This window comes from Polaromonas sp. (assembly GCF_029945895.1).
Lineage (GTDB): Bacteria > Pseudomonadota > Gammaproteobacteria > Burkholderiales > Burkholderiaceae_C > Polaromonas.
In genome coordinates, this window is record NZ_JAQSDL010000029.1 from 1 (window position 1) to 22,072 (window position 22,072).

Below are 22,072 nucleotides of genomic sequence, written 5' to 3' on the forward strand. Positions count from 1 at the left end.
GTTGCGGTAGCGCAATCGCGGAAGTCCCTTCATATTCGAAAAGGTAAAACGAGCGGATTTCTTCGCCAAAGGGGAGGGAGTCAAGGCCTCGGTACACCCAGTACAGGTTGCTGCCGACATTGGCTGAAAATGACCGAGCCGCAGCGAAAAGTGGAGTGCTGCCATACGATTTCGCGGTAAGACGCTCACTGCCAGAGCCAAAAACCAGGAGGCTGTCTCTCAAATGTAGATTTTGGTTTCCTTGGTTGTCCGGCTCTCTTGGGCACGCAGCGATAGTTGACATTCCGACGTACTCCCGTCGGGCTGTTCACAGCGCCGAATCTAGGTGACAACAAATTTTTGGCCAATTCTTTCGTCATAGGGAGCCAAGGCGTAATTGTTGTTGATCGGAATCCACTTGATAACCCATCGCCCGGTAACCCCGCTGTCGCTTTTCCCACATCCTGTAGAGTTGCGGATGATCCTGTTCGACGTAGTCGTAAATCAAGATGTCGCTCTTGTTTGCATGGTCACGATGTAGACGGCCGGCGTATTGCTGCAGCGTTCCTGTCCATGAGATCGGCAGCGTCAGGATCAGAGTGTCCAACGGAGCATGATCGAAACCCTCGCCGACCAGTTGGGCGCTGGCCAACAGTATGTGCGGGGCGTCCTCCGGCAACTCCGCCAGGGCCTTGATGATCGCCTGGCGTTCCTTTGCCTTCATGCGACCGTGCAGCATGAAGCATGGGTACTCGACATTCGCCAATTGCTTGTGCAACAGGTCAAGGTGTTCCGTCCTTTTGGTCAGCAACAGCACCTTGCGCCCGTTTTTCAAGGCATTGGTCGCGTCGGCGACGATGCGTGCGTTTCGATCGTCGTCCTCGGCCAGCCGCCGAATGACCTCTTGAATACTGGCGTGCGGCGGAATGGACGGAGTCGGAAGATGCCGGATCCGAACCATTAGCTTATCCGGGATATGTGCCGGGCGCTTGGCGATATACCTGACGGGGCCCGACTGCATGAAGATGATCGGATGGTGCCCGTTACTGCGAACGGGGGTAGCGCTGAGCCCCAGGACGTAGCGTGCGCTGGCTTGCTTCAAGACCGCTTCGAATGTTTCTGCGGTTAAATGATGTGCCTCGTCAATGATCACCTGCCCGTACTGGCTGAACAGTTCGGGTAGATCGTCGCGGCGCGCCAGGCTTTGGATGACTGCAATATCGAGCATGCCTGTGGGCTTCTTTTTCCCGGCGCCGATCAGGCCAATTTTTTGCTCGTCCAGTCCGACGAAACTGCCAAGCCGCTCCTGCCATTGCCGCATAAGGTCGGCGCGGTGGACAATCACCAAGGTACTGACCTTTCTCTTGGCGATAACGGCCGCTGCGGTGACCGTCTTTCCAAATGCGGTGGGCGCAATCAGCATGCCGAAATCATGTTTTGTGACAGCTTCGAGCGCTTCCTGCTGATCCGGGCGCAGCACGCCTTTGAACGTCGCGTTCATTCGTTGCCCCATCGAACGCGCGTCGCCCAGACGGAGCTCAATTTTATTTGCGGCAAGCAATGCCTCGACGTCGCTCAGGCAACCTCGCGGCAACGACAGAAATTTTTCGTGGTTTTCTGCGCGGCTGATGATCCGGGGGGTATTCCATGTGGACCTGAGCGTGGCCTGAAGTTTGTAGAAATCCGGATTTTGGAACGCCGCAACGCGGACTAGCCGGTTCATCAAGGGTTGCGGCAGGCCGGCCTTCTCGATGAACAATTGGGCGGCGATTGTTGCCTTTACCGCCTTCGGCATGATGCCGTTGAGTTTGACATCAGGCTTGGCCGGTCGTACCCATGGGGCGTCAGCGTTCTCTTCCGGCACTTCGGCATAAGCGATGTCGAGCGGATGGCGGTCCCCGACCAGTTTGGTCAACGCCGTTTCGATACGGCTTTGCGGAAGGGGCTTGATGTTTTCCAGGAACGCCCACTGATCTGGGAGCTGCTGCAAGTTCGCGTCAACAAAGACGCTGCGTCCAAGGTCACGGGGTTCCTTTTGTAACGGTAATGCGATCAGGTTGCCAAATCCGCCTTTCGGCATGGTGTCCTGATTTGGGAACAGACGGTCGTATGATTTAAGGGCCAATTGACGAGTGCGGGCGCAAGTCGCACTGATCAGCGCCGCGCCAAGACGTCGCACATCCCTTGCCGGCGTCGCGTTCGCAAAGAATAGCCAAAGGTGAGCTCCCTCGCCAGAGCGCGAGATTTCCAACGCTGCAGGGAGATCATTATTGAGGCAGGTTTGCAGTACCGCGCGGGCATCTTCGCGCCAGTCCGCCTCATCAAAGTCGATGGCAAGAAAATAGCATCGGTTGTCGACCAGTAGTGGGTACACTCCGGCGGTGATCTCGCCTCTGAGATGCTGGCGAATGATGTAGTCGGTGACGGGCTCATATAGGCTATTACTGCACTCGTTACATTTTATGGTCGGCAATTTGCAAATGCCGGGTTTCCATTTGTTGGCGCAGTGGGGCGAATACCCAGACTTCCCCGTCGTGTTGCTTATCCAGCGAACTGGATAGATATCGTCCCTCCCACGAAAGAGTCGTCGGAAGAGCTTAACCTTCGCCGTGGGCGAAAACTCGTTGGCATTGGGTTGCAGCGCAGCATCGCCAGCGTCGGAATCTGATGGTTGCGGTACCGCGATGCCGTGCTGTGCCAGCAGAGCCTTAAGCGCGTCATTCTCAGCACGTAACTGGATGAGTTCAGCTTCTGTCTTTGACATGCGCGGCTCGTTTTACGTTGATGGAAAAAACGAACCGCAGGCTAATTGAGGCTGGCGAGGGATCGTCTTCCGAGGCTGGAGTGGCATGTCCAAAATTGACTATTTTTGCCCACCCAAAAAAAAAGTAAAGCTACCCAATTTAGTCGCGGTGACGTTTGTCAATCGGTTTGAACGAGTAGCTGATTTCATTTGAATGCAATGTCAGCCACCCCAGGAAAAATCCACCGTAACTCGTTCGGAGGTAACTTGGGGCGTCACCGTTCGACCATGTTTGGTTAGCGTGACCAAACCATATTGCGCCATGGTGTGCAGCGAACGCGAAACGTTGGGCACATGTTTTCCCACAGCTTTGGCTAAGGCATCCATGGAGTCTGGGTGACGCTCTCGAATGACCTTGAGCAAGGCCATGTTCTCATCTGACAGGACTCGTGCCATGGCGGTCACCGAGGGGAACCAAACGTTGGGTTCATCTTTGGCGCGTTGGCGTGTTCCAGCCGCAATAGCCAGCGAACGGGCACGCTGCATAGGCACTGCCGCAATACCGAACTTCAATACCTTGTTCATGGACTGACCTCTTTTAAAACGCGATCTACTTCAGCATAAAAATCACTGACCAACTGGTAAGCGGTGTCAAACTCGTACAACACACCCTCATCCAGAGCGTGTCGATGGCGGTGGTCGTACGGGAACCTTTTACCTGCATGCTTGAAGCGTGAGCCTGCTGGTCTCACGCTATGGGCATTATCGAAACCAATTAGCCGAGTGTTGTCCGGCGCATGCAGTGTCAAGCTGTACCTGATGCCGTGCGGTCGTTCCGCCGTCACGTCTACACTCGAAACTTCCATCTTGACCCAGTAGCCTGCATCATTTTGAACTTCAATATTGCCATCCAAGCCAAGTAAATATTCCAAACCAATGGCCGGTGAACGTTGTGATTCCATGCCAAAGCTTATCATGAACTGATAAGCTTTTCAATGCTCATTGGGTTGGAATATGCCATTTCTGGGCTCGTTGATGCCTTAGGCGTTTGGTGACCCAAAAGCATCCCTCATTTGCCGGGCCCGCTTGGCCTGATCCGTATGAAGGTAAATCGAATTCACGGACCAGCTTCGCTTTCTGCTCGCCCGCCGCGACGCGCTGTTTCAGCTCAGCGATCTGTTCACCGCCCAGAGACTTCTTTCGGCCCCGGTAGGCTCCACGCTGCTTGGCGAGCGCGATACCTTCGCACTCCCGCTCGCGGATCAAGGCCCGCTCAAACTCGGCAAACGCACCTATCACCGACAGCATCAGGTTCGCCATCGGCGAGTCCTCGCCGGTGAAGATCAGGTTCTCCTTGACAAACTCGATGCGCACACCGCGCTGGGTGAGCTTCTGCACCAGGCGGCGCAGGTCGTCGAGGTTGCGCGCCAGGCGATCCATGCTGTGAACCACCACGGTGTCGCCCTCGCGCGCGAAGGCCAGCAGAGAATCGAGTTCAGGCCGCAGGGTGTCTTTGCCTGACGCCTTGTCGGTGAACACCCTGCCGACTTCGAGCTGCTCCAGTTGCCGTTCCGGGTTCTGGTCAAAGCTGCTGACTCGGGCGTAACCGATACATCCCGACGTGAAAATGTCAGGAAGAAATCTATGACCGTTCGCAGCAGGTGTCAAGAAACGCCGAAATGAACTTTATTCGGACGTTGCGAGGTGGCCTATCCTGACATCAGGTTAGGGCATAGCTCAAGCCGACACATTTCCTGGCGAGGTCAGCCGAGTTCTCCAACGTAACGCCCCAAGGCCGACAACAGCGATCAATGCAGCTCCGAGGAACGGCAACGCCGTCAGGTTGACAGACTGCCACCCCCACGCATTGAGCAAGCCACCCGCCGAGAACGACGCAAGGCTGACCGAGCCAAACATCAGGAAGTCATGGGCAGCCTGCGTCTTGGCTCGCTCGCTCGGGCGGTAGGCTTCGGTCAGCAAGGTCGTGCCACCGATGAACAAGAAATTCCAACCCACGCCCAACAGAATCAGTCCAGACAGGAAGTGCAGGAATTCAATGCCAGTCAGCGCTATGGTGACGTGCCCAGCCAGCAGCGCGATCCCGGCACCCATGATCGCCAGCACCCCATAGCGGCGGATTAAGTTGCCGGTGAAGAAGGATGGCAAGAACATCCCCAAGACGTGCCACTGAATCACGGTGGCCGAGGCTCCCAGCGACTGGCCACAAATCTGCATCGCTAAAGGCGTTGCAGTCATCACCATAACCATCACGGCATAGCCAACCGAGGAGCCAATTAACGCCGTGATGAACACGGGTTGCCGCATGATTTCCGAAAGCGGGCGAGCTGAGCTGTGCACCTCGGCAACCACCACAGGCGATGGGATGCAAATGCGCGTCACCACCAGCAAGGCAATTACGCTCAAGGCGGATAGAGCGAAATACGACACCATAAATGGCAATGGGCCGATGTCCTGCGTCAGGCGGGCGATGTTCGGCCCGGCCAACGCTGCAACTACGCCCCCTGCAATTACCCATGCAATTGCCCGGCTCTTGAAGTCGGCACTGGCCACGTCAGCGGCGGCAAATCGGTAATACTGTGCAAAGCCTTGGTAGCCGCCAACAAGCATGTTGGCGAACACGAACAGCCAAAAGCTGTGCAGCCAAATTGCATAGGCTGCGGTCAGGCCCGCCAAGCATCCAAGCGTGGTGCCCAGCAAAAAGCCAGCCTTGCGGCCGAACCGTTGCATCAGCATTGAGGCGGGAATCATAATGGCCGCTGCGGCCACCATCATCATGGCAATCGGTAAGGTGGCAAGGCTCTTGTCACTGGCAAGTTGTAGCCCGGCCAAGCCCGAGAGCATCATCACCATCACCGATGCGGTTTGAAAAAGGGCCTGCGTGCTGGCGAGCAACAGGACATTGCGCTTTTCTGCGGAGGTCGGATTCATCGCCGGCCCCTCAAAACACAAACACTTTGTCTGCCCACTCCGACCAGTCGGCCAGCTCTTCGAGGGTGCCCCGGTGCGCGCCCTCCATCAGTTCATCACCCTTCATACCTCGCGCATCCATGCAAGTGCCGCACACTCCCACAGCATCGACCGCAGCGCGGGTTACGCGGCCCAGCATCACCTGCACGTTGTAGAAGCCTTCCGGCACCTTCTGCCCTCCCTTGGCCGCGATGGCAGCATCGCCCATCAGGAAAACGCGCACCTGATTGCCTTCGCGCTTGGCCAAGGCACCGGCTAGGCGCAAGCCGTTGTAGGTGCGCTCGTCGCCATAGGGAGCACCATTGAGGATGAACAAGTTTTTCATGGTTAAATTCTTTTTATCTAACATTCTAAAGATTGTTAGAATGTAGCACATAACACCCAATCCTTGTCAATTCATTGACGCCAATCACACCTACGGACACCCTGTCGCCATGAGCACAAATCGAGAACTAAAGGATGCCCTGTACGAACAGGTCGCACGCATCGCCAAGGCCGCAGCCAGCCCGAAGCGCTTGGAGCTGATTGAGTTGCTTTGTCAGGCTCCGAAGCCGGTGGACTTACTCGCCCGCGAGGTGGGTATCAGCGTAAAACTAACCAGCGCCCACCTCAAGGAGCTGCGCTCGGCACGACTGGTGGATACCGAGCGGCAGGGTAAGCACATCATCTACCGCATCGCCAGCCCTGAGGTGCCGCGTTTTTGGGTGCTGCTGCGTACCTTGGCTGAAGATCGCTTATTCGAGCTGCAAGACGCCTTGCGTCAGCTCACTTCTTCGAATGGGGAATGGCGCGGTGAGGATCGGGCCGAGCTGCTGCGCAAAGCGCGAGAAGGTGAGGTCGTCGTGATTGACGTGCGACCCCCTAACGAGTTCGAGCAAGCTCATCTGCCTTTCGCCCGCTCGATGCCACTGGCAGAGCTACGCGCCCGCGTCGCCGAGCTGCCTAAGGACAAGCCCATCGTGGCCTATTGCCGTGGGCCGTACTGCCTCATGTCAGCAGATGCCGTGCGTCTGCTGCAAGAACAGGGCTATACCGCTTTGCAATTACGGGAGGGGGTTGCTGAGTGGGCGCAGATGCAAGGCGCAGCTTCTAACACTTAGCGTACTTAGCGTACTTTAAATTCCGTTTTCTGAGACGACCCCGGCATGGCAAACCGGTAAACGACACGCTGTTGCAATACCTGTCACCGCTGGGGTGGGAGCACATCAATCTGACCGGCGATTACCTCTGGCGCAGCAGCGCCAAGATCGGCGCGGGCAAGTTCAGGCCGTTGCGACCGCTACCACCGGCTTAACGTGCTTTATTTTCCGTTTTCTGAGATGACCCCTGGTTAGCCCTGTGGCCCATTTTTCTCAGCCCCCGTCATTCTTCGGCTACAAGAGTTCGTCGTCGTGTTCGCCAATGAACGGTGCGGGGCTTGGGCGATCGGTCACCGTCCGGCTGAACCTCGGTGCCGGTGAAGGTTGAAGCACACCGTCCCGCTCAAAGAAAGTGCCGCGCGCGCTGTTGTGTGGGTGGCGTGCTGCCTCTTCCAGTGTCAGCACCGGTGCAAAGCACACGTCGGTCCCCTCCAGCAACGCACACCAGTGCGCGCTCGGCTGGGCGCGGAAGATGTCGGTGATCTGGCGTTTGAGCGTCGGCCAGACTGCCGGATCGCGTTGCCGTTGAAACTCGGGATCGCTGATGCCGAGCTTCTCCAGCAGCAGCACATAGAACTGGGGCTCCAGTGATGCGATCGAGATCCATTTCCCGTCAGCGCACTCGTAGGTGTCGTAGAAATGCGATCCACCGTCCAACAGGTTGGCCTGCCGCTCGTTCTTCCACATTCCCAGCGCTTTGAGGTCGCAGACGATGGAGGTCAGCAGCGCCGCGCCGTCGGTGATCGCGGCATCGACCACTTGGCCATGGCCGGAGGTGCGCGCTTCGAGCAAAGCGCAAACGATGCCGAAGGCGAGCATCATGCCGCCGCCACCCAGGTCGCCGACCATCGCCGGCGGCGCTACCGGTCCGCCTTTCGAGCGGCCGATCAGGCTAAGCGCGCCCGACAGCGCGATGTAGTTGATGTCATGCCCGGCGGCCTGCGCGAGCGGGCCGTCCTGGCCCCAGCCGGTCATGCGCCCGTAGACGAGTCGTGGGTGGCGTGCCAGCAGCACGTCCGGGCCCAAACCCAGCCGCTCCATCACGCCCGGGCGGAAACCCTCGATGATCGCGTCGGCCCCGTCGACCAGTGCCAGGACTCGCTGCACGTCCTCGGGCGACTTCAGGTCGACCGCCATCGAACGCCGACCGCGGTGCAGCACGCTGCGCCGGCCACTGGCCAGGAAGGCACCATCCCCGCGGTCTTTGCCCTTGTCGGCCTTGCGATCCAGGCGGATCACGTCGGCGCCCATGTCGGACAGCATCATCGCGCAGAACGGTCCGGGGCCGATGCCGCCGAACTCGATCACTTTCAACCCTTGCAAGGGACCACTCATTTGTCGTTACTCCTGAAACCGAATTAAAACCACAAGCCAGCCGTCTGTTATCCCAGCCAGCGCTTGCGCCGCTTGTAGTGCTTGACCTCGCGAAAGCTCTTGCGCACCCCCTCGCGGTCCAGGCCGAGATAGAACTCGCGCACATCCTCGTTGTCGCGCAGTTCCTGGGCCTGCCCCTCCAGCACGATGCGGCCGCTCTCCATAACATAGCCATAGTCGGCGATCTCCAGGGCTACGCGCGTGTTCTGCTCGACGATGAGCAGCGACAGTCCCTGCTCACGCAAGTGGTGCAGCACGGCGAAGACTTCCTCAATCATGCGCGGCGCCAGTCCGAGTGACGGCTCGTCGATCAGCATGAGTTTCGGCTCGGCCATGATCGCGCGTCCGATCACCAACATCTGCTGCTCGCCGCCCGACAGATAGCCGGCAGTGCGTTTTCGCAGTTCGGCCAGGCGCGGAATCGCTTCGTACACGCTGTTCATCGCCCGGCGCATCGCCTGCGCCGATGGAAACATGTGGCCGCCGATGATGAGGTTTTGCTCGACCGTCATGTGCTGCAGCACGCGCCGGCCTTCCATCACATGGACCAGACCGCTGCGCACCACGGTCGCCGGGTCGTGCCCCTGAATCGGCCGGCCGTCGAAGGTGATCGCCCCTCCCGAGACGCGGCCGTCTTCCGAGTCAATGACGCCGGAGATGGCCTTGAGGGTGGTGCTCTTGCCTGCGCCGTTGGCGCCCAGCAGCGCCACGCATCCGCCTTCGGGGACCTGCATCGACACGCCCTTGAGCGCCAGGATCACCTCGGCATACAACACCTCGACGTTGGACAGCGTCAGCACCGCCGGATTGGCGGTCGCATGGGGCGCGGTACGTTGATCCGGTGCCGCAGCAAGGGCTGAACTCACCATTTAGGCACCGTTGGCACGGTCACATCGCCCGCCGCCCGAACCACCTTGCCGTCCTTCATGGTCGCGATGTTGACCTTGGCGGTGCCGGTGGGGAAGGGGGCGTCGTTGCTGAAGTCCACGCCTGGCAGTATGCCCATCAGGTCGTTGCTGGTGAACTGGCTGTTCATCAAGGTCTCGCGCACGGCTTCGCCGGTGACTTTGCCGGGGCCCTTGGCCTTGATGGTGGCCTCAATCGCGCGCACGGCCACGATGCTTTGGCCCAGGCCCATGATGGTCATTGCATTCCAGCCCGATTTCAGGCCATGCTTTTCCTGCAACATGCTGTAGAACTTGCGTGCGGTCGAGTCGTCTTCGCTGGCATCGGCGATGGCACCCACCTCGAAATCACCGGCAAAGCCGTTCGGGTCGCCAAGTGCCTTGGATGATCCCACCACCCCGTTGTGCAGCGAGAGCATGATCGGGACGTTTTTGCCCAGCGCCTGCAAGGCCCGTTTAGTGGCCACAGCCTGGGCGGTGTTGGTCTGGATCACGATCACGTCGGTGCCGGCGTTGACCAGGCGGCGCACCGCCAGGGTCAGGTCGGCAGGTTGCACTTCGGTCCAGATCGCCTCGACGAAGGTGGCCTTGTCAGGGTTGGCCTTGGTGTAGCTTTGCAGGCCCTTGGCCATGTCGGCGTAGGCGGGCGTGGCTTCGGAGGTGATGATCGCCACCTTGACCGGGCGCTTGCCCTGGAGTTTGGTGGTGCGGAACCATTCCAGGAATCCGGCCGCCTCATGGGCGTAGGTGGGGCGCAGGTTCAGGGCCCATTGGTTGGGTTTCCAGCCGAAGCCGTAGGTGGCGGTGGCCATGAGCATGGGGATTTTGTCTTCCGGCAGGCGCTGCTGCAGCGCGGCGGCATCCGGGCCGCCGAGGCCGAGCAGGAGCGCGGGTTTGACTTCGGCCTTGATGCCGGGCCACAGGCTGGCGGTTTGCGCCACGTCGTAGCGCGTGTCGAAGGTTTTGACGACGATCTGCACGTTGAGCTTGCTGCCGACTTCCTTGTTCCACCACTCGATCACGGCGAGTCGCCCGCCCTGCATCTGGGGCATGACGTTGGCGTAGGGACCGGCGTAGTCGGCAAAGGCGGCGATGTTGATCGTCGTCGTCTGTGCATAGGCTGTCGCGTTTAGCAGCAGGCCGGTTGCCAGAGCGGCTGTGAGTTTGAGAAAGGTATTGCGTTGCATGCTTGTCTCCGGGTAGTGGTGGTGATGAAGGGAAAAGGGACAGGGGGATTGCGACTCGCTGTGCTGGGCGAGCTCAGTGGTGAAACGGCCAGAGCCGGTAGTTGGTTTTCAGGATGTTCCAGCGGTGCATCAGGCCTTTCGGTTCAAGCAGCAGGAACAGCGTGATGATCAGGCCGAGAAACACATTCATGCTGGCGAAGATCAGGTCGCTGCTCAGGCTGGGGATGCGCTCGACCAGGTCGGGGCCCAGACTGGTGATGACCTCCTGCACGCCACGGATGAGCACGGTGCCTATCAGTGCCCCGACGATCGAGCCGAGCCCGCCGACGATCATCATGGCAATGAACCAGATCGAGTTGAACAGCGTGAACTGATCGACCGAGACGAAGCGGACCTGGTAGGCCCACAGGGCACCGCCGATGCCAGCGTAAAAAGCGCCGAGCACAAAGGCACGCGACTTGGCGCCGGCCACGTCGATGCCCATCATGCCGGCGGCCACATCGTCGTCGCGCACGGCGACGAAGGCGCGCCCGTGGCGACTGCGCAGGATGCCGAAAGCGCCGAATACCATCACCATGGTGACGACAAGAAACAGGTAGTACAGCGAGCGGTCGGTGTTGAACAAAAATGTGCCCAGCCGGGCCGGCTCCAGGCTGAAGCCATTGACGCCGCCGAGCCAGGCTGAGGGCAGATTCAGCACAACGAAGTGGAAGATGAACTGAGCCGCGATGGTGGTCAGTGCGAGGTAGAAACCCTTGATGCGTTTCGCTGTCAGGCCGAACAGCCAGCCGGCCAGCGCCGCCACCAGGCCGGCCACCGGCACCGCCACCCAGAACGGCAGCCCGGCCTTGACCTCGACCACACTGGCGGCGTAGGCGCCGACCCCCATGAAGGCGGCTTGGCCCAGGTTAATCTGCCCGGCGTAGCCGGTGGTGATCTGCAGGCCGACCACCACGATGGACGTGACCAGCATCAGGTTGGCTACCGCGACCAGACGCGCCGAGGCGAACCAGGGGTAGAGCAACAAAATGCCGATGAACAAGGCCAGTGTGACCCACTGGGCGCGCGTGCGGATCAGCGCGCGGTCACGCGCATAACTGGTGGAAAAAATGCCGGAGGGATCCATGGGTCAGACTCTTTCAATGCGTTTCCAGCCGAACATGCCGGTCGGACGGACCACCAGCACCACCAGCATGAAGATATAGGGGACGACGGCGGCGGCGTTGCCGCCGATCAGCGGGTCGATGTAGGCGGCGGTCAGTCCCTGCACGACCCCGACGATGATGCCCGCCAGCAGCAGGCCGCCGATGGATTCGAGCCCGGCCAGCAGCGCCACCGGCAGGGCGGCGAAGCCGATTTCGGAGGACAGGAAGGTCAGCGACTTGCCGCTCAGGTAGACCATCGAGGTGATAACCGACAGCACGCCGCCCAGCGCCCAGGCGAAGGCGATGGAGCGACGCACGCTGATGCCCATGGCCAGCGCGATCTGGTGGTCCTCGGCCACCGCCGACATCGCCAGCCCGGTGCGGCTGCGGTTGAAGAACCAGTGCAGCGCCACCGCTGCCAGCACCGCGATGACACCGCCGAAGGCGAGCGAGCGCGGGATGATCATCTCGCCCAGGATGATGGGCGTGAGGGGAAAGATGGCGGGGAACTGGCGCTCCTGCGGACCCCAGATCACCAGCACCAGGCCGCGCATCAGGATCAGCAGCCCGATCGTGACCATGATCATCGAGAATACCGATTCGCCGATCAGGCGCCTGAATAGCAGGCGTTCAATCGCCAGCCCGATCAGCACCGAAATGCCCAGTGCAACGGCGATGCCCAGCGCCGGATGCATGCCGCGCGACTGGATCGCCCACCACAGCAGGAAGGCGCCCAGCACGATCATCTCGCCGATCGCCATGTTGAAGACCTTGCTGGCGCGGTAGATGACGACAAAGCCCATGGCCACCAGCGAATACAGCAGGCCGAGCAGCGCGCCGTTGATGGTGTAGTTGATGAATTCGATGATCATGGGGTGTGTGTTCCTTCAATGTCGGTGGCCACCACGTTTGCGTGCAACACGCCCTGGCGGCCATCCTGGTAGGTCACGGCGATGTCGCAGGCAATGTCGGCGGCGCCCGCATACAGGCCGTCTATCAGTGCCCGGTAGCGCACTTCAAGAAATTCCCGGCGCAGCTTGCGTGTGCGGGTGAGTTCGCCTTCGTCGGGGTCGAGTTCCTTCGGGAAATTGGCGAAGCGCACCACCCGCGAGCTTTCGGGCAGCAACTGGTTGATGCGCCGGATTTCGCCCTGCACCAGTTGCCGCACCTCGGGCCGCTGCGACAGGTCGGTGAAGGTGGAGAACGCGATGCGCCGCTCCTCGGCCCAGCGGCTGGTCACCGCCATGTCGATGTTGATCAGCGCGCCAACCCAGGGCCGGGTGGCGTCGCCCAGCACCATCACGTCCTTGATGAAGGGCGAGAAGCGCAACCGCGTCTCGATGAACTGCGGGGGATACGGGTGACCGCTGGCGAGTTTGACCAGGTGTTCCACGCGGTCGAGGTACACGAGTTCGCCGCGCCCGGTCTTGCGCACGGCGTCACCGCTGACGTACCAGCCGTCGCGCTGGATGGTGGCGGTCTTGTCGGGCTTGCCCCAGTAGCCGAGAAAGCCGGTGCCGCCGCGCAGCAGCAGCTCGCCGTTGTCCTCGATGCGCGATTCCAGCGGCGCGCCGAAGGCCGGGTCCACATCCAGCAGCGGGCCTACGGTTTCGAGGTCGTAGCGCTCGCCGCGGTGGCCGGCAATCAGGCCGAATTCCGAGCAGCCATAGATGTTGCGCAAGGGCACGCCCATGGCGTGGAACAGGCGGAACACGTCGGGTGCCATGGCGGTGCCGCCTGAAACCACGACATCGCTGCGAATAAAGCCAAACTGATCGCGCACCGGGTGCAGGGCCAGCGCTTCGGCCAGCGGCAGCAGCAGGCGCGACAGCCAAGGTGCCGTCCGCCCTTCGAGCCGCGCCACATGTACGTCGTGGCCGATGCGTATGCCCCAGCGGTAGATGCCGCGCGCCATCCAGCTCGCGGCGAGCATGCGCGCCTCGATGGTGGCGGCGATGTTCTCCCACTGGCGCGGGCCGAACAGCACGATGTGTGGCGCGAGTTCGCGCAGGTTGGGCAAGACCTGGTCGGGACCTTCGGGGAAGTTGATGACCAGCGGCAAGGTCAGTCCGAGGGTCACGCCCAGCAGTTGCTCGGTGATCCAGGCCAGCGGGGTGTAGGACATGTATTCCATGCCGGCTTGCAACGGCAGCGAGCTCCTCATGCGCAACGCGTTGTCCATCAACCAGCGGTGACTGATCATCACGCCCTTGGGCTTGCTGGTGGTGCCGGAGGTGTAGGTCAGCAGCGCCAGATCGTCCGCCTGGCCGGCGGTGACTTCGCGTTCGAAGCGCTGCGGGTGCCGCTCGTGCTGGCGCCGCCCTTCAGCGGTCAAGGCATCGAAAGATTGCAGCAGCGGATGCCGGTACGACCACATGCCCGAGTTGTCCCAGTAGGCGATGCCCCGGATGTCGGGCAGCCGCTCCAGCAGCGCGAGCGCCTTGTCGACCTGCTCCTGATCCTGCGCGAAGATGAAACGGGCCTTTGAATCCTCGCACAGGTAATGCAGTTCGTCGACGGTGGCGTCAGGGTAGACCGACACGGTTTTGGCGCCCAGTGACTGGGCCGCGAACAGCGCCCAGTAATGCTCGGGTTCGTTCTCGCCGATCACGATCGCGGTTTCGCCGCGCTGCAGGCCCTGCGCCGCCGCGCCAAGCGCAATGTTGCGCGTGCGATCAAACACGTCGGCCCATGTATAGCAGCGCCACACGCCTTTGCGCTTGACGCGTTGCGCCAGCCGCTTCGGATGTTCCTGGGCATGGGCGAGCAACTTCTGTGGCAGGGTCGGTACGGATACCGGGGTGGGGTGGGTCGCGTTCATGCCGCAGCTCCCAGGTAGGCCTGGATCACGGCCGGATCGGCTTGCACCTGCGCCGGCGTGCCGTCGGCGATTTTGCGGCCGAAGTCGAGCACCGCCACGCGGTCAGCCAGATCCATTACTACCCCCATGTCGTGCTCCACCAGCACCACCGGGATGCGCTTGGCCTCGCGCACGTCGATGATGAAGCGGGCCAGGTCTTCTTTTTCTTCGGTGTTCATACCGGCCATCGGTTCATCCATTAGCAGCACCTTGGGTTCCATCGCCAAGGCCCGGCCCAGGTCCACGCGCTTGCGCAGGCCGTAGCCGAGCGCGCCCACCGGCTGGTGGCGGATGTTTTCAATTTCAAGGAAGTCGATGATGTCCTCGACTGCTTCCCGGTGCACAGACTCTTCACGCTGGGTCCAGGGAAAGTAGAGAAATGCCTGCGCCAGGCTCGATCGCATCAGGCTGTAGCGGCCCACCAGGATGTTGTCGATCACGCTCATGTTGGAGAATAAATGGGTGCCCTGAAAAGTGCGCACCACGCCGTCGCGCGCGATCTCGTGCACCGCGCGGCCTTTGATGTCTTGACCGCGGTAGTGCACGCAGCCCTGTTGTGGCTGGTAAAAGCCGCTCAGCACGTTCATCAACGAGCTTTTGCCCGCACCGTTGGGGCCGATGATGGCCAGCAGTTCGTTGTCATGCACTTCGATGGCAACATCGGCCAAAGCAGTGACACCACCAAAGCGCAAGGTGATGTCCCGCGCTTGCAGTACCGAAGCCTGGCTGTCCTGGCTAATGGAGGAGTTGGAGCTCATAGGTTCAGGAGAAGGCGTTTATGCCTGTCAGGGCGCGGCCAATGATGAGTTTCTGGATTTCGGTGGTGCCATCGGGGATCGGCATCATGCGGGCGTTTCTGAATAACAATTCAACCCCGAAGTCCTTGGTGATACCGTTGCCGCCGTGAATCTGCACTGCTTTCGACGTCACGTTGACCGCCATCTCGGTCGCGTACCACTTGGCCATGGCACTTTGCACCTCGCTGCGCACGCCGTGGTCGATTAGGTTGAAGGCGCGGTAGACCAGCAATCGCGCGGCGTCGAGTTCGGTGGCCGCCTCGGCCAGCATGCCCTGGATCAATTGATGACCGCCAATCGGCTTGCCATGCTGGCGGCGTTCCTTCGAGTAGGCCACCGCCTTGTCGAGTGCGGCCTGGGCGATGCCGATCGAAGTCATGCCGACCATGGGACGCGCCTTCTCGAACAGCACCATGGTGTTCTTCAGGCCGGTGCCGGGTTCAATCATCATGTTTTCGGCCGGTACACGCGCGCCGTCGAAGAACAGTTGTGCGGTCGAAGTGCTGTTGAGCCCCAGCTTGTCGATGTTGCGGCTTTCGTAGCCGTGTTCGGCGCGATCCACCAGGATCATCGAGATGGCGCCCGAGCCTTCGCTCGAGGTGCGAACGATGACCATGCAGAAGTCGGAATAGTGGCCGTTGGAGATCCAGGTTTTTTCACCGGTTACGATGTAGTGGTCGCCGTCGCGTTTGGCGCGGCAGGTCACCTCGGCCACGTTGGAGCCGACGCCGGGCTCACTGATGCCGCTGCAGGCAATAATTTCGGCGCGTACCATGCGTGGCAAATACTTCTCGCGCATGGCTACGTTCGGGCAGACCTCCAGCGAATAGGCGCCGAGCTGCTGAATCAGCAGCGAGATTGCCACGTCGCCGGAGATGCGCGCGAGCTGCTCATACATCAGTGCATAGGTGAGCCAGGGCATGCCCAGGCCGCCATGTTCCTCGGCAATGATGCCGTTGCCGCCCATGCCGTAGGGCAGCATCTTCTGGAAGATCTCGAGCATCAACTCTTTTTCAATCAGCTTGTCGGGCTGGTAGCGTTCGACAATCGGGCGCAGTTCGGTTTCTAGGAAGCGAGTGAAGCCTTCCACGGCCATGCGCTGTTCTTCGGTGGGGAGGAAATTCATGGTGTTGGTCTCGGTGTGTTGTCGGTCTCGTTCAGCGCGCGCTCATGCGTGCGCCGGCATCAATGTGCAAACAGGTAGCGTTGATATAGGGGTTCTCGACGATGGATCGCACCAGGTGGGCCAGCTCGCTGGCTTGACCCATGCGGCGCGGGAACAGAATCATCCTGTCAACGATGGCCTGCGCGACTTTCTTTGGCAGGCCCGCGACCATCGGCGTTTCGAACAAGCCCGGTGCAACCGCCACGCAGCGGATGCCCAGATCGGCCAGGTCGCGTGCCACCGGCAGCGTGAGGCCGATCACCCCGGCCTTGCTGGCGGCGTAGGCCGCCTGTCCCATCTGGCCGTCCTGTGCGGCACCGGACGACAGGTTGATGATGACGCCGCGCTCATCGCCCTCAGGCTCATTGCGCGCCATCGCCACGGCGGCCAGGCGCAGCACGTTGAACGTGCCGGTCAGGTTGACGGCAATCACCTTGTCCCACAGTGCCAGGGGAAAGGGTTTTCCGTCGGAAACGGTCTTGGCTGCGTCGGGTACGCCAGCGCAGTTGATGCAAATGTGAATGGCACCAAAGCGGGCCAAGGTTGCGTCGATGCCCGCCTGCACCTGTGACTCGCTGGTGACATCTACCTGCTCGAACATGGCGGCAGAACCCAGCTCGGTGATTGCCTGCACACCACGCTCGCTGTCGCGGTCGAACAATGACACCCGTGCGCCGCCTGCGGCGAGCGCATCAGCCACCGCGCGCCCCAAGCCTGAAGCACCACCTGTGACGATGGCCACCTTGTCATGCAAATTCATCTTTTTCCCTTCAACGACCGAGGATGGTGATCGCGGCCACTGCTTCCTCCAGGCCGAACAGCCCGCCACCGTTCTCGGCGATGGCGAGTCGTGCGCGCTGAACCTGGCGGGCTCCCGCTTCTCCACGCAGTTGCGTGACCAGTTCGTGCAACTGGCCCAGTCCGGTGGCGCCGATCGGGTGCCCTTTGGATTCCAGTCCGCCCGAGGTATTGATGGGAATACGGCCGCCAATGCTCGTACCGCCACTTTCTGCAAGTCGCCCACCTTCGCCGAAATTGCAGAAACCAAGGTTCTCGCTCTGCACGATTTCGCCGATGGCGGTGGCATCGTGCACCTCGGCCAGCGAGATGTCCTGCGGGCCGATGCCGGCGAGTTCGTAGGCGCGTCTGGACGCCTTGACGGTGATGTGCTGGGCCACGTCTTCCGGTCGGCGGTTGGTGCCGGTGGTCACCACCGAGGCGAGCACTTTGATGGCGCGCCGACGGTCGGTCAGACGGGCCAGCGCCGCCTCCGAGCAGACAATGGCTGCGGCTGCGCCATCGCTGATGGGCGCGCACATGGGTAGCGTCAGAGGATAGGTGATCGGTGGCGCGGCCAGTACCTCTTCGATGGTGTAGGCATTGCGGTATTGCGCCAGCGGGTTGTGCACCGAATGGCCGTGGTTCTTGGCCGAAACGGCGGCAATTTGTCGCTGCGTGGTGCCGAACTCGCGCATGTGAAAGCGACCAAAGGCGGCGTAGATGTCCATGAACAGGCTGTAGGGCGCTTTCGACGTGGAGCCATCGGGCGGCTCGATACCGTGCCCCATTTGCAGCAGTCTACGCTTGTTCTCCTCGACCATGGCCACGTCCCAGGCACCATCGAAGACGCTGAACATTTTGGCTTTGTCGGCGCAAAACATTTTCTCGGCACCAATGGCCAGCGCGATCTCGCCTGCCCCCGAGCGCACGTACTGCACCGCCAAGTTGAAGGCCGAGCTGGCACTGGCGCAGGCGTTTTCGATGTTGAAGATCGGGATGAATTCGAAGCCCATCGTGCGCAACGCAATCTGGCCGCGGATCATGGTCTGGCCTTCGAGCGCGCCCTGGGTGGCGTTGGAGAAATACGCCGACTGGATGTCGCTGACGGACAGTCCGGCATCGGCCAGGGCGGCGTTCACGGCAGCGGCGGTCAGTTGCTTGATATCGCGGTCAAGAAACTTGCCGGTCGGCGTCATGCCGACGCCGGCAATGTAAACGGCGGCTTGCGGGCTGGTCATGGTAATGCGTCCATTCAGAAGGAGTGGGGTGAAATCAGTAGCCCTTGAAATCGGGCGTACGCTTGCCGACGAAAGCCGCGAGGCCCTCTTGTATGTCGTGCGAATGGCGGTGCGCGTCGAGCACCAGCCGCTCCAGCCGCAGTGCCGAAGCCTGTGGCTGCTCAAGACCGTCCGCCACGGCCTGTTTCATGCGGCGCAGCACCAGCGGGCTCTTGCTGGCGATGCGCAAGGCGAGTTTTTCGACCTCGGACACCAGCTCGGCATCGGGCACCACGCGGTTCACCAGGCCCAGCGGAACCAGTTCGCGTGCGGGCAGGGTGTCGCCGGTGAACAGCAGGTATTTGGCGGCGGTGGCACCGATGCGCCGTGGCAGGATCGCCGCGCCGCCAGCGCCCGGAAACACGCCGAAATTGGCATGCGCGTCGCCGATGCGGGCGCTGTCGGCGGCGATGATCAGGTCGCAGGCCATGGCCAGCTCCAGCCCGCCGGCCATCGTCAGTCCGTTCAGCGCCGCAATGGTGGGCTTGGGACACGCGCGCAGACTATCCATCATGCCGCCGACGAGATCGAGAAACTCGCCCATCGGGTCGCTTGGGCCGGGTTCGCCAGTGCTGCTCTCGAACACGCCCTTGAGGTCGGCGCCGGCACAGAAGGCGCGGCCAGCGCCGGTCAGCACGATGACCCGGATGGCCGGGTCACGCTCGCAACGCTCGGTCGCATCGCGCAATTCGGCGCACATCGTCTCCGACAGGGCATTCATCGCATCGGGCCGGTTCAGCGTGATCCACGCCACGGCGCCGCGCTGATCGAAGTGAATGGCTGAGAAGGGCTGCATCGTCATGTATCCCGGGCATCAGCCGCGCAGCAACTCTTCGGCGATGATCATCTTGCGCACCTCCGACGTACCCGCGCCGATCTCCAGGATCTTGATGCAGCGGAACAGGCGGTTGATCTCGGACTCCCAGATGTAGCCGCTGCCACCGTGCACTTGCACCGCCTTGTTGAGCACGCGGTTGCAGGCCTCGCCCGCATACAGGATGGAGGCGGCGGTCAGCTTGTGGGCATCGCCGCGGCCACCGCCGCCTATTTCCAGGTCATTGACCTCGGCCAGCGTGCGCCAGACCAGGGTCTTCATGGCCTCGATCTCGGTGTACATCTCGGCCAGCATGGCCTGCACCATCTGGAAGCTGCCAATCGGCTTGCCGAACTGCACGCGCGTCCTGGCGTACTCGACGCTCAATTCGAGCGCACGTTCGCAGATGCCCACGCACAAGCCGGCCACCAGGGCGCGTTCCAGATCAAGCCCGCTCATGACGATCTTGACGCCTTCGTTTTCCTTGCCCACCAGGTTGGCCACCGGCACGCGGCAGTCGTCGAACACCAGCTCGCCGGTCTGGCTGCCGCGAAAGCCCATCTTGATCAGTTTTTGGGCCACTTTGAAGCCGGGAAAATCCTTCTCGACGATGAAGGCCGAGATGCCCTTGGCACCCAACTCCGGCGCGGTCTTGGCGTAAACCAGCAGCACGTCGGCGACCGGGCCGTTGGTGATGTAGATCTTGGTGCCGTTGAGGATGTAGTGGTCGCCCTCGCGGCGCGCGCTGGTGCGCATGGCGCCCAGGGCGTCGGAGCCGGCGCCGGGTTCGGTCAGGCCGAGCGCGCCGATTTTTGTGCCGTTGCACAGGCCGGGCAGGTACTGGCGGCGCTGCGCCTCGTTGGCGTTGCGGAAGATGTTGTTGACGCACAGGTTATCGTGCGCCGCCCAGGACAAGGCGATGGCGGGGTTCCAGCGCGCAAAGGCCTGGCAGATCAGGCCCGAGCTGAACAGGTCCATGCCCGCGCCACCATGCTCGGCAGGCACGGTGGCCCCCATGAAGCCGGCCGTGCCGATTTTTTGGAAAATATCCGGCGGCCACCATTCCTCGTCGTCCATGCGGCGCGCGAGTGGCACGAATTCCTTGCGCGCGAACTTGTCGGCGGCTTCGAGCACGGCGCGGTCGTCGGCGGAGAGAGCAAAACTGCGAGGGGCGGCCATGTTGGGATGCCAATCAGTGTTTGGGTTGTGGGTCAATGAGCCACGGCGCGCACCAGAGCGAGCCTGCGCGGACGAGACCTCCTTTGGGTTGATGCGAATTTAATGGGGTATTGTAAAACTGTCAAGCGTTTGGTAGGATACGTCGCTGACACTCACTCGGAGTGCCAGAACGGGAGGCGGTGTACATGGGAGACGGAATCGGTGCATATTCATTGACGGTGGCCGACCTGTTACGCAAGCAGGTGGCCGTCCGTGCCGAATCGATGGCTGTCGAGGATGAACGGGGTGCGCTGAGCTACCAAGCGCTTGATCAGCGCGTGAATCGATTGGCCCATGTACTGGTTCAGCATGGCGTTGCGATGGGTGACCGTGTGGCACTGCTGTCGGAGAATCGCCGCGAATACCTCGAAACCCAGTTGGCAGCTGCCAAGCTGGGCGCCATCGTGGCCTGCCTGAACTGGCGCCTGGCCGATGCTGAAATGACGCATTGCGTGCGCCTGGTTTCGCCGCGCGTTGTGCTTGTGTCGGCGCGCCATGCGCCGATGCTCGCGCGCATCGATCATGGCGTGCCCCAAGTGATCGACATCGACGCGCGCTACGAGGAATTGTTGGCTACGGCGCCTGAGAGCGACCCGCAGATCGATGTCGATCCCGCACAGGGTCTGGTTATTCTCTACACGAGCGGCACCACCGGCGTTCCCAAGGGGGCGGTGATCAGCCACCGCGCGATGGTTGCGCGCGCGATGTGTTTTTCCGCTGAATTCGGCATTGGTGCCGACCGCAACTTTCTGGCTTGGTCGCCGCTGTTCCACATGGCAGCCACCGACTTTAGCCTCGCTACCCTGATGTTGGGTGGCAAGGTGGTGATTCACGACGGGTTCGATGCTGACGGTCTGTGCGCGGTACTTGAGCGCGAACCGATCAGCTGGCTGGTGGCGATGCCAGGCATGATAGAGCCGCTAATCGATGGTCTGAAGCGCAACCGGCCGCGCATCCGCAGTGTTCGCATGGTCGGTGCGATGGCCGATCTGGTACCGCTGCAGCAGATCGCCGAACTCACGCGCCTGATTGGCGCTCCCTACCTTAACAGCTTCGGCGCGACGGAGACGGGCTTGGCGCCGGCTTCCGGAGTTCTGCTGGCGCAAGGCGTCGTGCCCGAAAGTCTGGCTAAGCGCGAGTCGGGTTTTTGCCGCATCCGCCTCGTCGATGCCGATGACCGCGACGTGCCTGTCGGCGTGCCTGGTGAACTGGCGATCCGTGGACCGACGCTGTTCTCGGGCTACTGGGATGCTCCCGAGGTCAATGCGATCGACTTTCGCGGCGGCTGGTTCCACATGGGCGACCTGTTCGTTCGGCAGGCTGACGGCTCGCTAAATTTCGTCGACCGTGCGAAGTACCTGATCAAGTCGGGGGGCGAGAACATCTATCCTGCGGAGATCGAGCGCGTACTGCTCGCGCATGAGACGGTGCTCGACGCCGCCGTGGTACGACGAAGTGACGCGCACTGGGGAGAAGTGCCCTTGGCCTTCGTCGCGCTCAAGCCCGGAGCCGCCGCAGACGCGCAGGCTCTGATGCAGTGGTGCCGCGCGCAGCTGGCCGGCTACAAGGTTCCCAAGGACATTCGGTTTGTCGATGCCGCCGCGTTCCCGCGCAGCAGCACGGGCAAGATACAGCGTCATGAGATCGAGCGCCAATGGGTAGCCACATGATCGGAACAGGACAGTTGTGCCGCATTCACCC

At 61.4% G+C, this 22,072-nt stretch carries 21 protein-coding genes and 1 pseudogene; 3 read left to right on the forward strand and 19 right to left on the reverse strand.

The window, feature by feature from the left end; translation table 11 throughout:
- The 7 genes and pseudogenes from PSV33_RS03235 to PSV33_RS03265 all read right to left on the reverse strand — a co-directional run.
- Window positions 1-223: hypothetical protein (locus PSV33_RS03235; protein WP_300558646.1), on the reverse strand; the 223-nt coding region annotated here is incomplete at its 3' end.
- A 132-nt stretch (window positions 224-355) separates the two neighbouring features.
- Window positions 356-2,743 carry a DEAD/DEAH box helicase family protein gene (locus tag PSV33_RS03240; RefSeq protein WP_096670197.1) on the reverse strand — a complete coding sequence of 796 codons (2,388 nt, stop codon included), beginning with the start codon at window positions 2,741-2,743 and terminating at the stop codon, window positions 356-358.
- Between the two features lie 201 nt (window positions 2,744-2,944).
- Window positions 2,945-3,307 (reverse strand): transcriptional regulator, encoded by a 363-nt coding sequence (locus tag PSV33_RS03245; RefSeq protein WP_176491400.1) that lies wholly within the window; start codon window positions 3,305-3,307, stop codon window positions 2,945-2,947.
- Window positions 3,304-3,684 carry a DUF6516 family protein gene (locus PSV33_RS03250; protein ID WP_096670289.1) on the reverse strand — a complete coding sequence of 127 codons (381 nt, stop codon included), beginning with the start codon at window positions 3,682-3,684 and terminating at the stop codon, window positions 3,304-3,306. The genes PSV33_RS03245 and PSV33_RS03250 overlap by 4 nt, the downstream gene beginning before the upstream one ends.
- Window positions 3,685-3,829: 145 nt before the next feature.
- Window positions 3,830-4,333: pseudogene (locus tag PSV33_RS03255) on the reverse strand (recombinase family protein); the annotation flags it as partial.
- A 126-nt stretch (window positions 4,334-4,459) separates the two neighbouring features.
- On the reverse strand, window positions 4,460-5,671 hold the full coding sequence (locus PSV33_RS03260; RefSeq protein ID WP_096670199.1) for an MFS transporter: 1,212 nt from the start codon (window positions 5,669-5,671) through the stop codon (window positions 4,460-4,462).
- A 10-nt stretch (window positions 5,672-5,681) separates the two neighbouring features.
- The gene (locus PSV33_RS03265; RefSeq protein ID WP_300558660.1) at window positions 5,682-6,059 is read right to left on the reverse strand and encodes a DsrE family protein; all 378 of its coding nucleotides are present in this window, start codon (window positions 6,057-6,059) and stop codon (window positions 5,682-5,684) included.
- 85 nt (window positions 6,060-6,144) lie between these two features.
- Here PSV33_RS03265 and PSV33_RS03270 point away from each other — a divergent pair, with 85 nt between their 5' ends.
- Both PSV33_RS03270 and PSV33_RS03275 read left to right on the forward strand, forming a co-directional pair.
- Window positions 6,145-6,810, forward strand: a complete 666-nt coding sequence (locus PSV33_RS03270) for a metalloregulator ArsR/SmtB family transcription factor (RefSeq protein WP_096670203.1) — start codon at window positions 6,145-6,147, stop codon at window positions 6,808-6,810.
- A 29-nt stretch (window positions 6,811-6,839) separates the two neighbouring features.
- The gene (locus tag PSV33_RS03275; RefSeq protein ID WP_255250072.1) at window positions 6,840-7,004 is read left to right on the forward strand and encodes a Tn3 family transposase; all 165 of its coding nucleotides are present in this window, start codon (window positions 6,840-6,842) and stop codon (window positions 7,002-7,004) included.
- 79 nt (window positions 7,005-7,083) lie between these two features.
- Here the strand turns inward: PSV33_RS03275 and PSV33_RS03280 are convergent, their stop codons facing one another.
- The 12 genes from PSV33_RS03280 to PSV33_RS03335 form a co-directional block, all read right to left on the reverse strand.
- Entirely contained in the window at window positions 7,084-8,184 is a 1,101-nt protein-coding gene (locus PSV33_RS03280; protein ID WP_096670205.1) for a CaiB/BaiF CoA-transferase family protein, read from the reverse strand.
- A gap of 47 nt (window positions 8,185-8,231) precedes the next feature.
- Window positions 8,232-9,092: an ABC transporter ATP-binding protein gene (locus PSV33_RS03285; RefSeq protein WP_096670207.1), complete on the reverse strand. Its 861-nt coding sequence runs from the start codon at window positions 9,090-9,092 to the stop codon at window positions 8,232-8,234.
- The gene (locus PSV33_RS03290) at window positions 9,086-10,315 is read right to left on the reverse strand and encodes an ABC transporter substrate-binding protein (RefSeq protein ID WP_096670209.1); all 1,230 of its coding nucleotides are present in this window, start codon (window positions 10,313-10,315) and stop codon (window positions 9,086-9,088) included. The genes PSV33_RS03285 and PSV33_RS03290 overlap by 7 nt, the downstream gene beginning before the upstream one ends.
- 73 nt (window positions 10,316-10,388) lie before the next feature.
- A complete protein-coding gene (locus PSV33_RS03295; protein ID WP_096670211.1) occupies window positions 10,389-11,441 on the reverse strand; it encodes a branched-chain amino acid ABC transporter permease in 1,053 nt (350 codons plus the stop codon).
- A gap of 3 nt (window positions 11,442-11,444) precedes the next feature.
- Entirely contained in the window at window positions 11,445-12,332 is an 888-nt protein-coding gene (locus PSV33_RS03300; RefSeq protein ID WP_176491401.1) for a branched-chain amino acid ABC transporter permease, read from the reverse strand.
- Window positions 12,329-14,281: an AMP-binding protein gene (locus tag PSV33_RS03305; protein WP_096670213.1), complete on the reverse strand. Its 1,953-nt coding sequence runs from the start codon at window positions 14,279-14,281 to the stop codon at window positions 12,329-12,331. Before PSV33_RS03305 ends, PSV33_RS03300 begins: the two co-directional genes overlap by 4 nt.
- Entirely contained in the window at window positions 14,278-15,078 is an 801-nt protein-coding gene (locus PSV33_RS03310; protein WP_096670215.1) for an ABC transporter ATP-binding protein, read from the reverse strand. Before PSV33_RS03310 ends, PSV33_RS03305 begins: the two co-directional genes overlap by 4 nt.
- A gap of 4 nt (window positions 15,079-15,082) precedes the next feature.
- A complete protein-coding gene (locus PSV33_RS03315; protein WP_096670217.1) occupies window positions 15,083-16,243 on the reverse strand; it encodes an acyl-CoA dehydrogenase family protein in 1,161 nt (386 codons plus the stop codon).
- A gap of 31 nt (window positions 16,244-16,274) precedes the next feature.
- The gene (locus tag PSV33_RS03320) at window positions 16,275-17,042 is read right to left on the reverse strand and encodes an SDR family NAD(P)-dependent oxidoreductase (protein ID WP_096670219.1); all 768 of its coding nucleotides are present in this window, start codon (window positions 17,040-17,042) and stop codon (window positions 16,275-16,277) included.
- Between the two features lie 10 nt (window positions 17,043-17,052).
- A complete protein-coding gene (locus PSV33_RS03325) occupies window positions 17,053-18,300 on the reverse strand; it encodes a thiolase family protein (RefSeq protein ID WP_096670221.1) in 1,248 nt (415 codons plus the stop codon).
- A 34-nt stretch (window positions 18,301-18,334) separates the two neighbouring features.
- Window positions 18,335-19,141, reverse strand: a complete 807-nt coding sequence (locus PSV33_RS03330; RefSeq protein WP_096670223.1) for an enoyl-CoA hydratase/isomerase family protein — start codon at window positions 19,139-19,141, stop codon at window positions 18,335-18,337.
- A gap of 12 nt (window positions 19,142-19,153) precedes the next feature.
- Complete coding sequence (locus tag PSV33_RS03335; RefSeq protein ID WP_096670225.1) at window positions 19,154-20,332, reverse strand: acyl-CoA dehydrogenase family protein; 1,179 nt, start codon at window positions 20,330-20,332, stop codon at window positions 19,154-19,156.
- Between the two features lie 185 nt (window positions 20,333-20,517).
- On the opposite strand from PSV33_RS03335, the gene PSV33_RS03340 reads away from it, so the two are divergent.
- Window positions 20,518-22,041 carry an AMP-binding protein gene (locus PSV33_RS03340; RefSeq protein ID WP_096670227.1) on the forward strand — a complete coding sequence of 508 codons (1,524 nt, stop codon included), beginning with the start codon at window positions 20,518-20,520 and terminating at the stop codon, window positions 22,039-22,041.
- Window positions 22,042-22,072 lie beyond the last annotated feature (31 nt).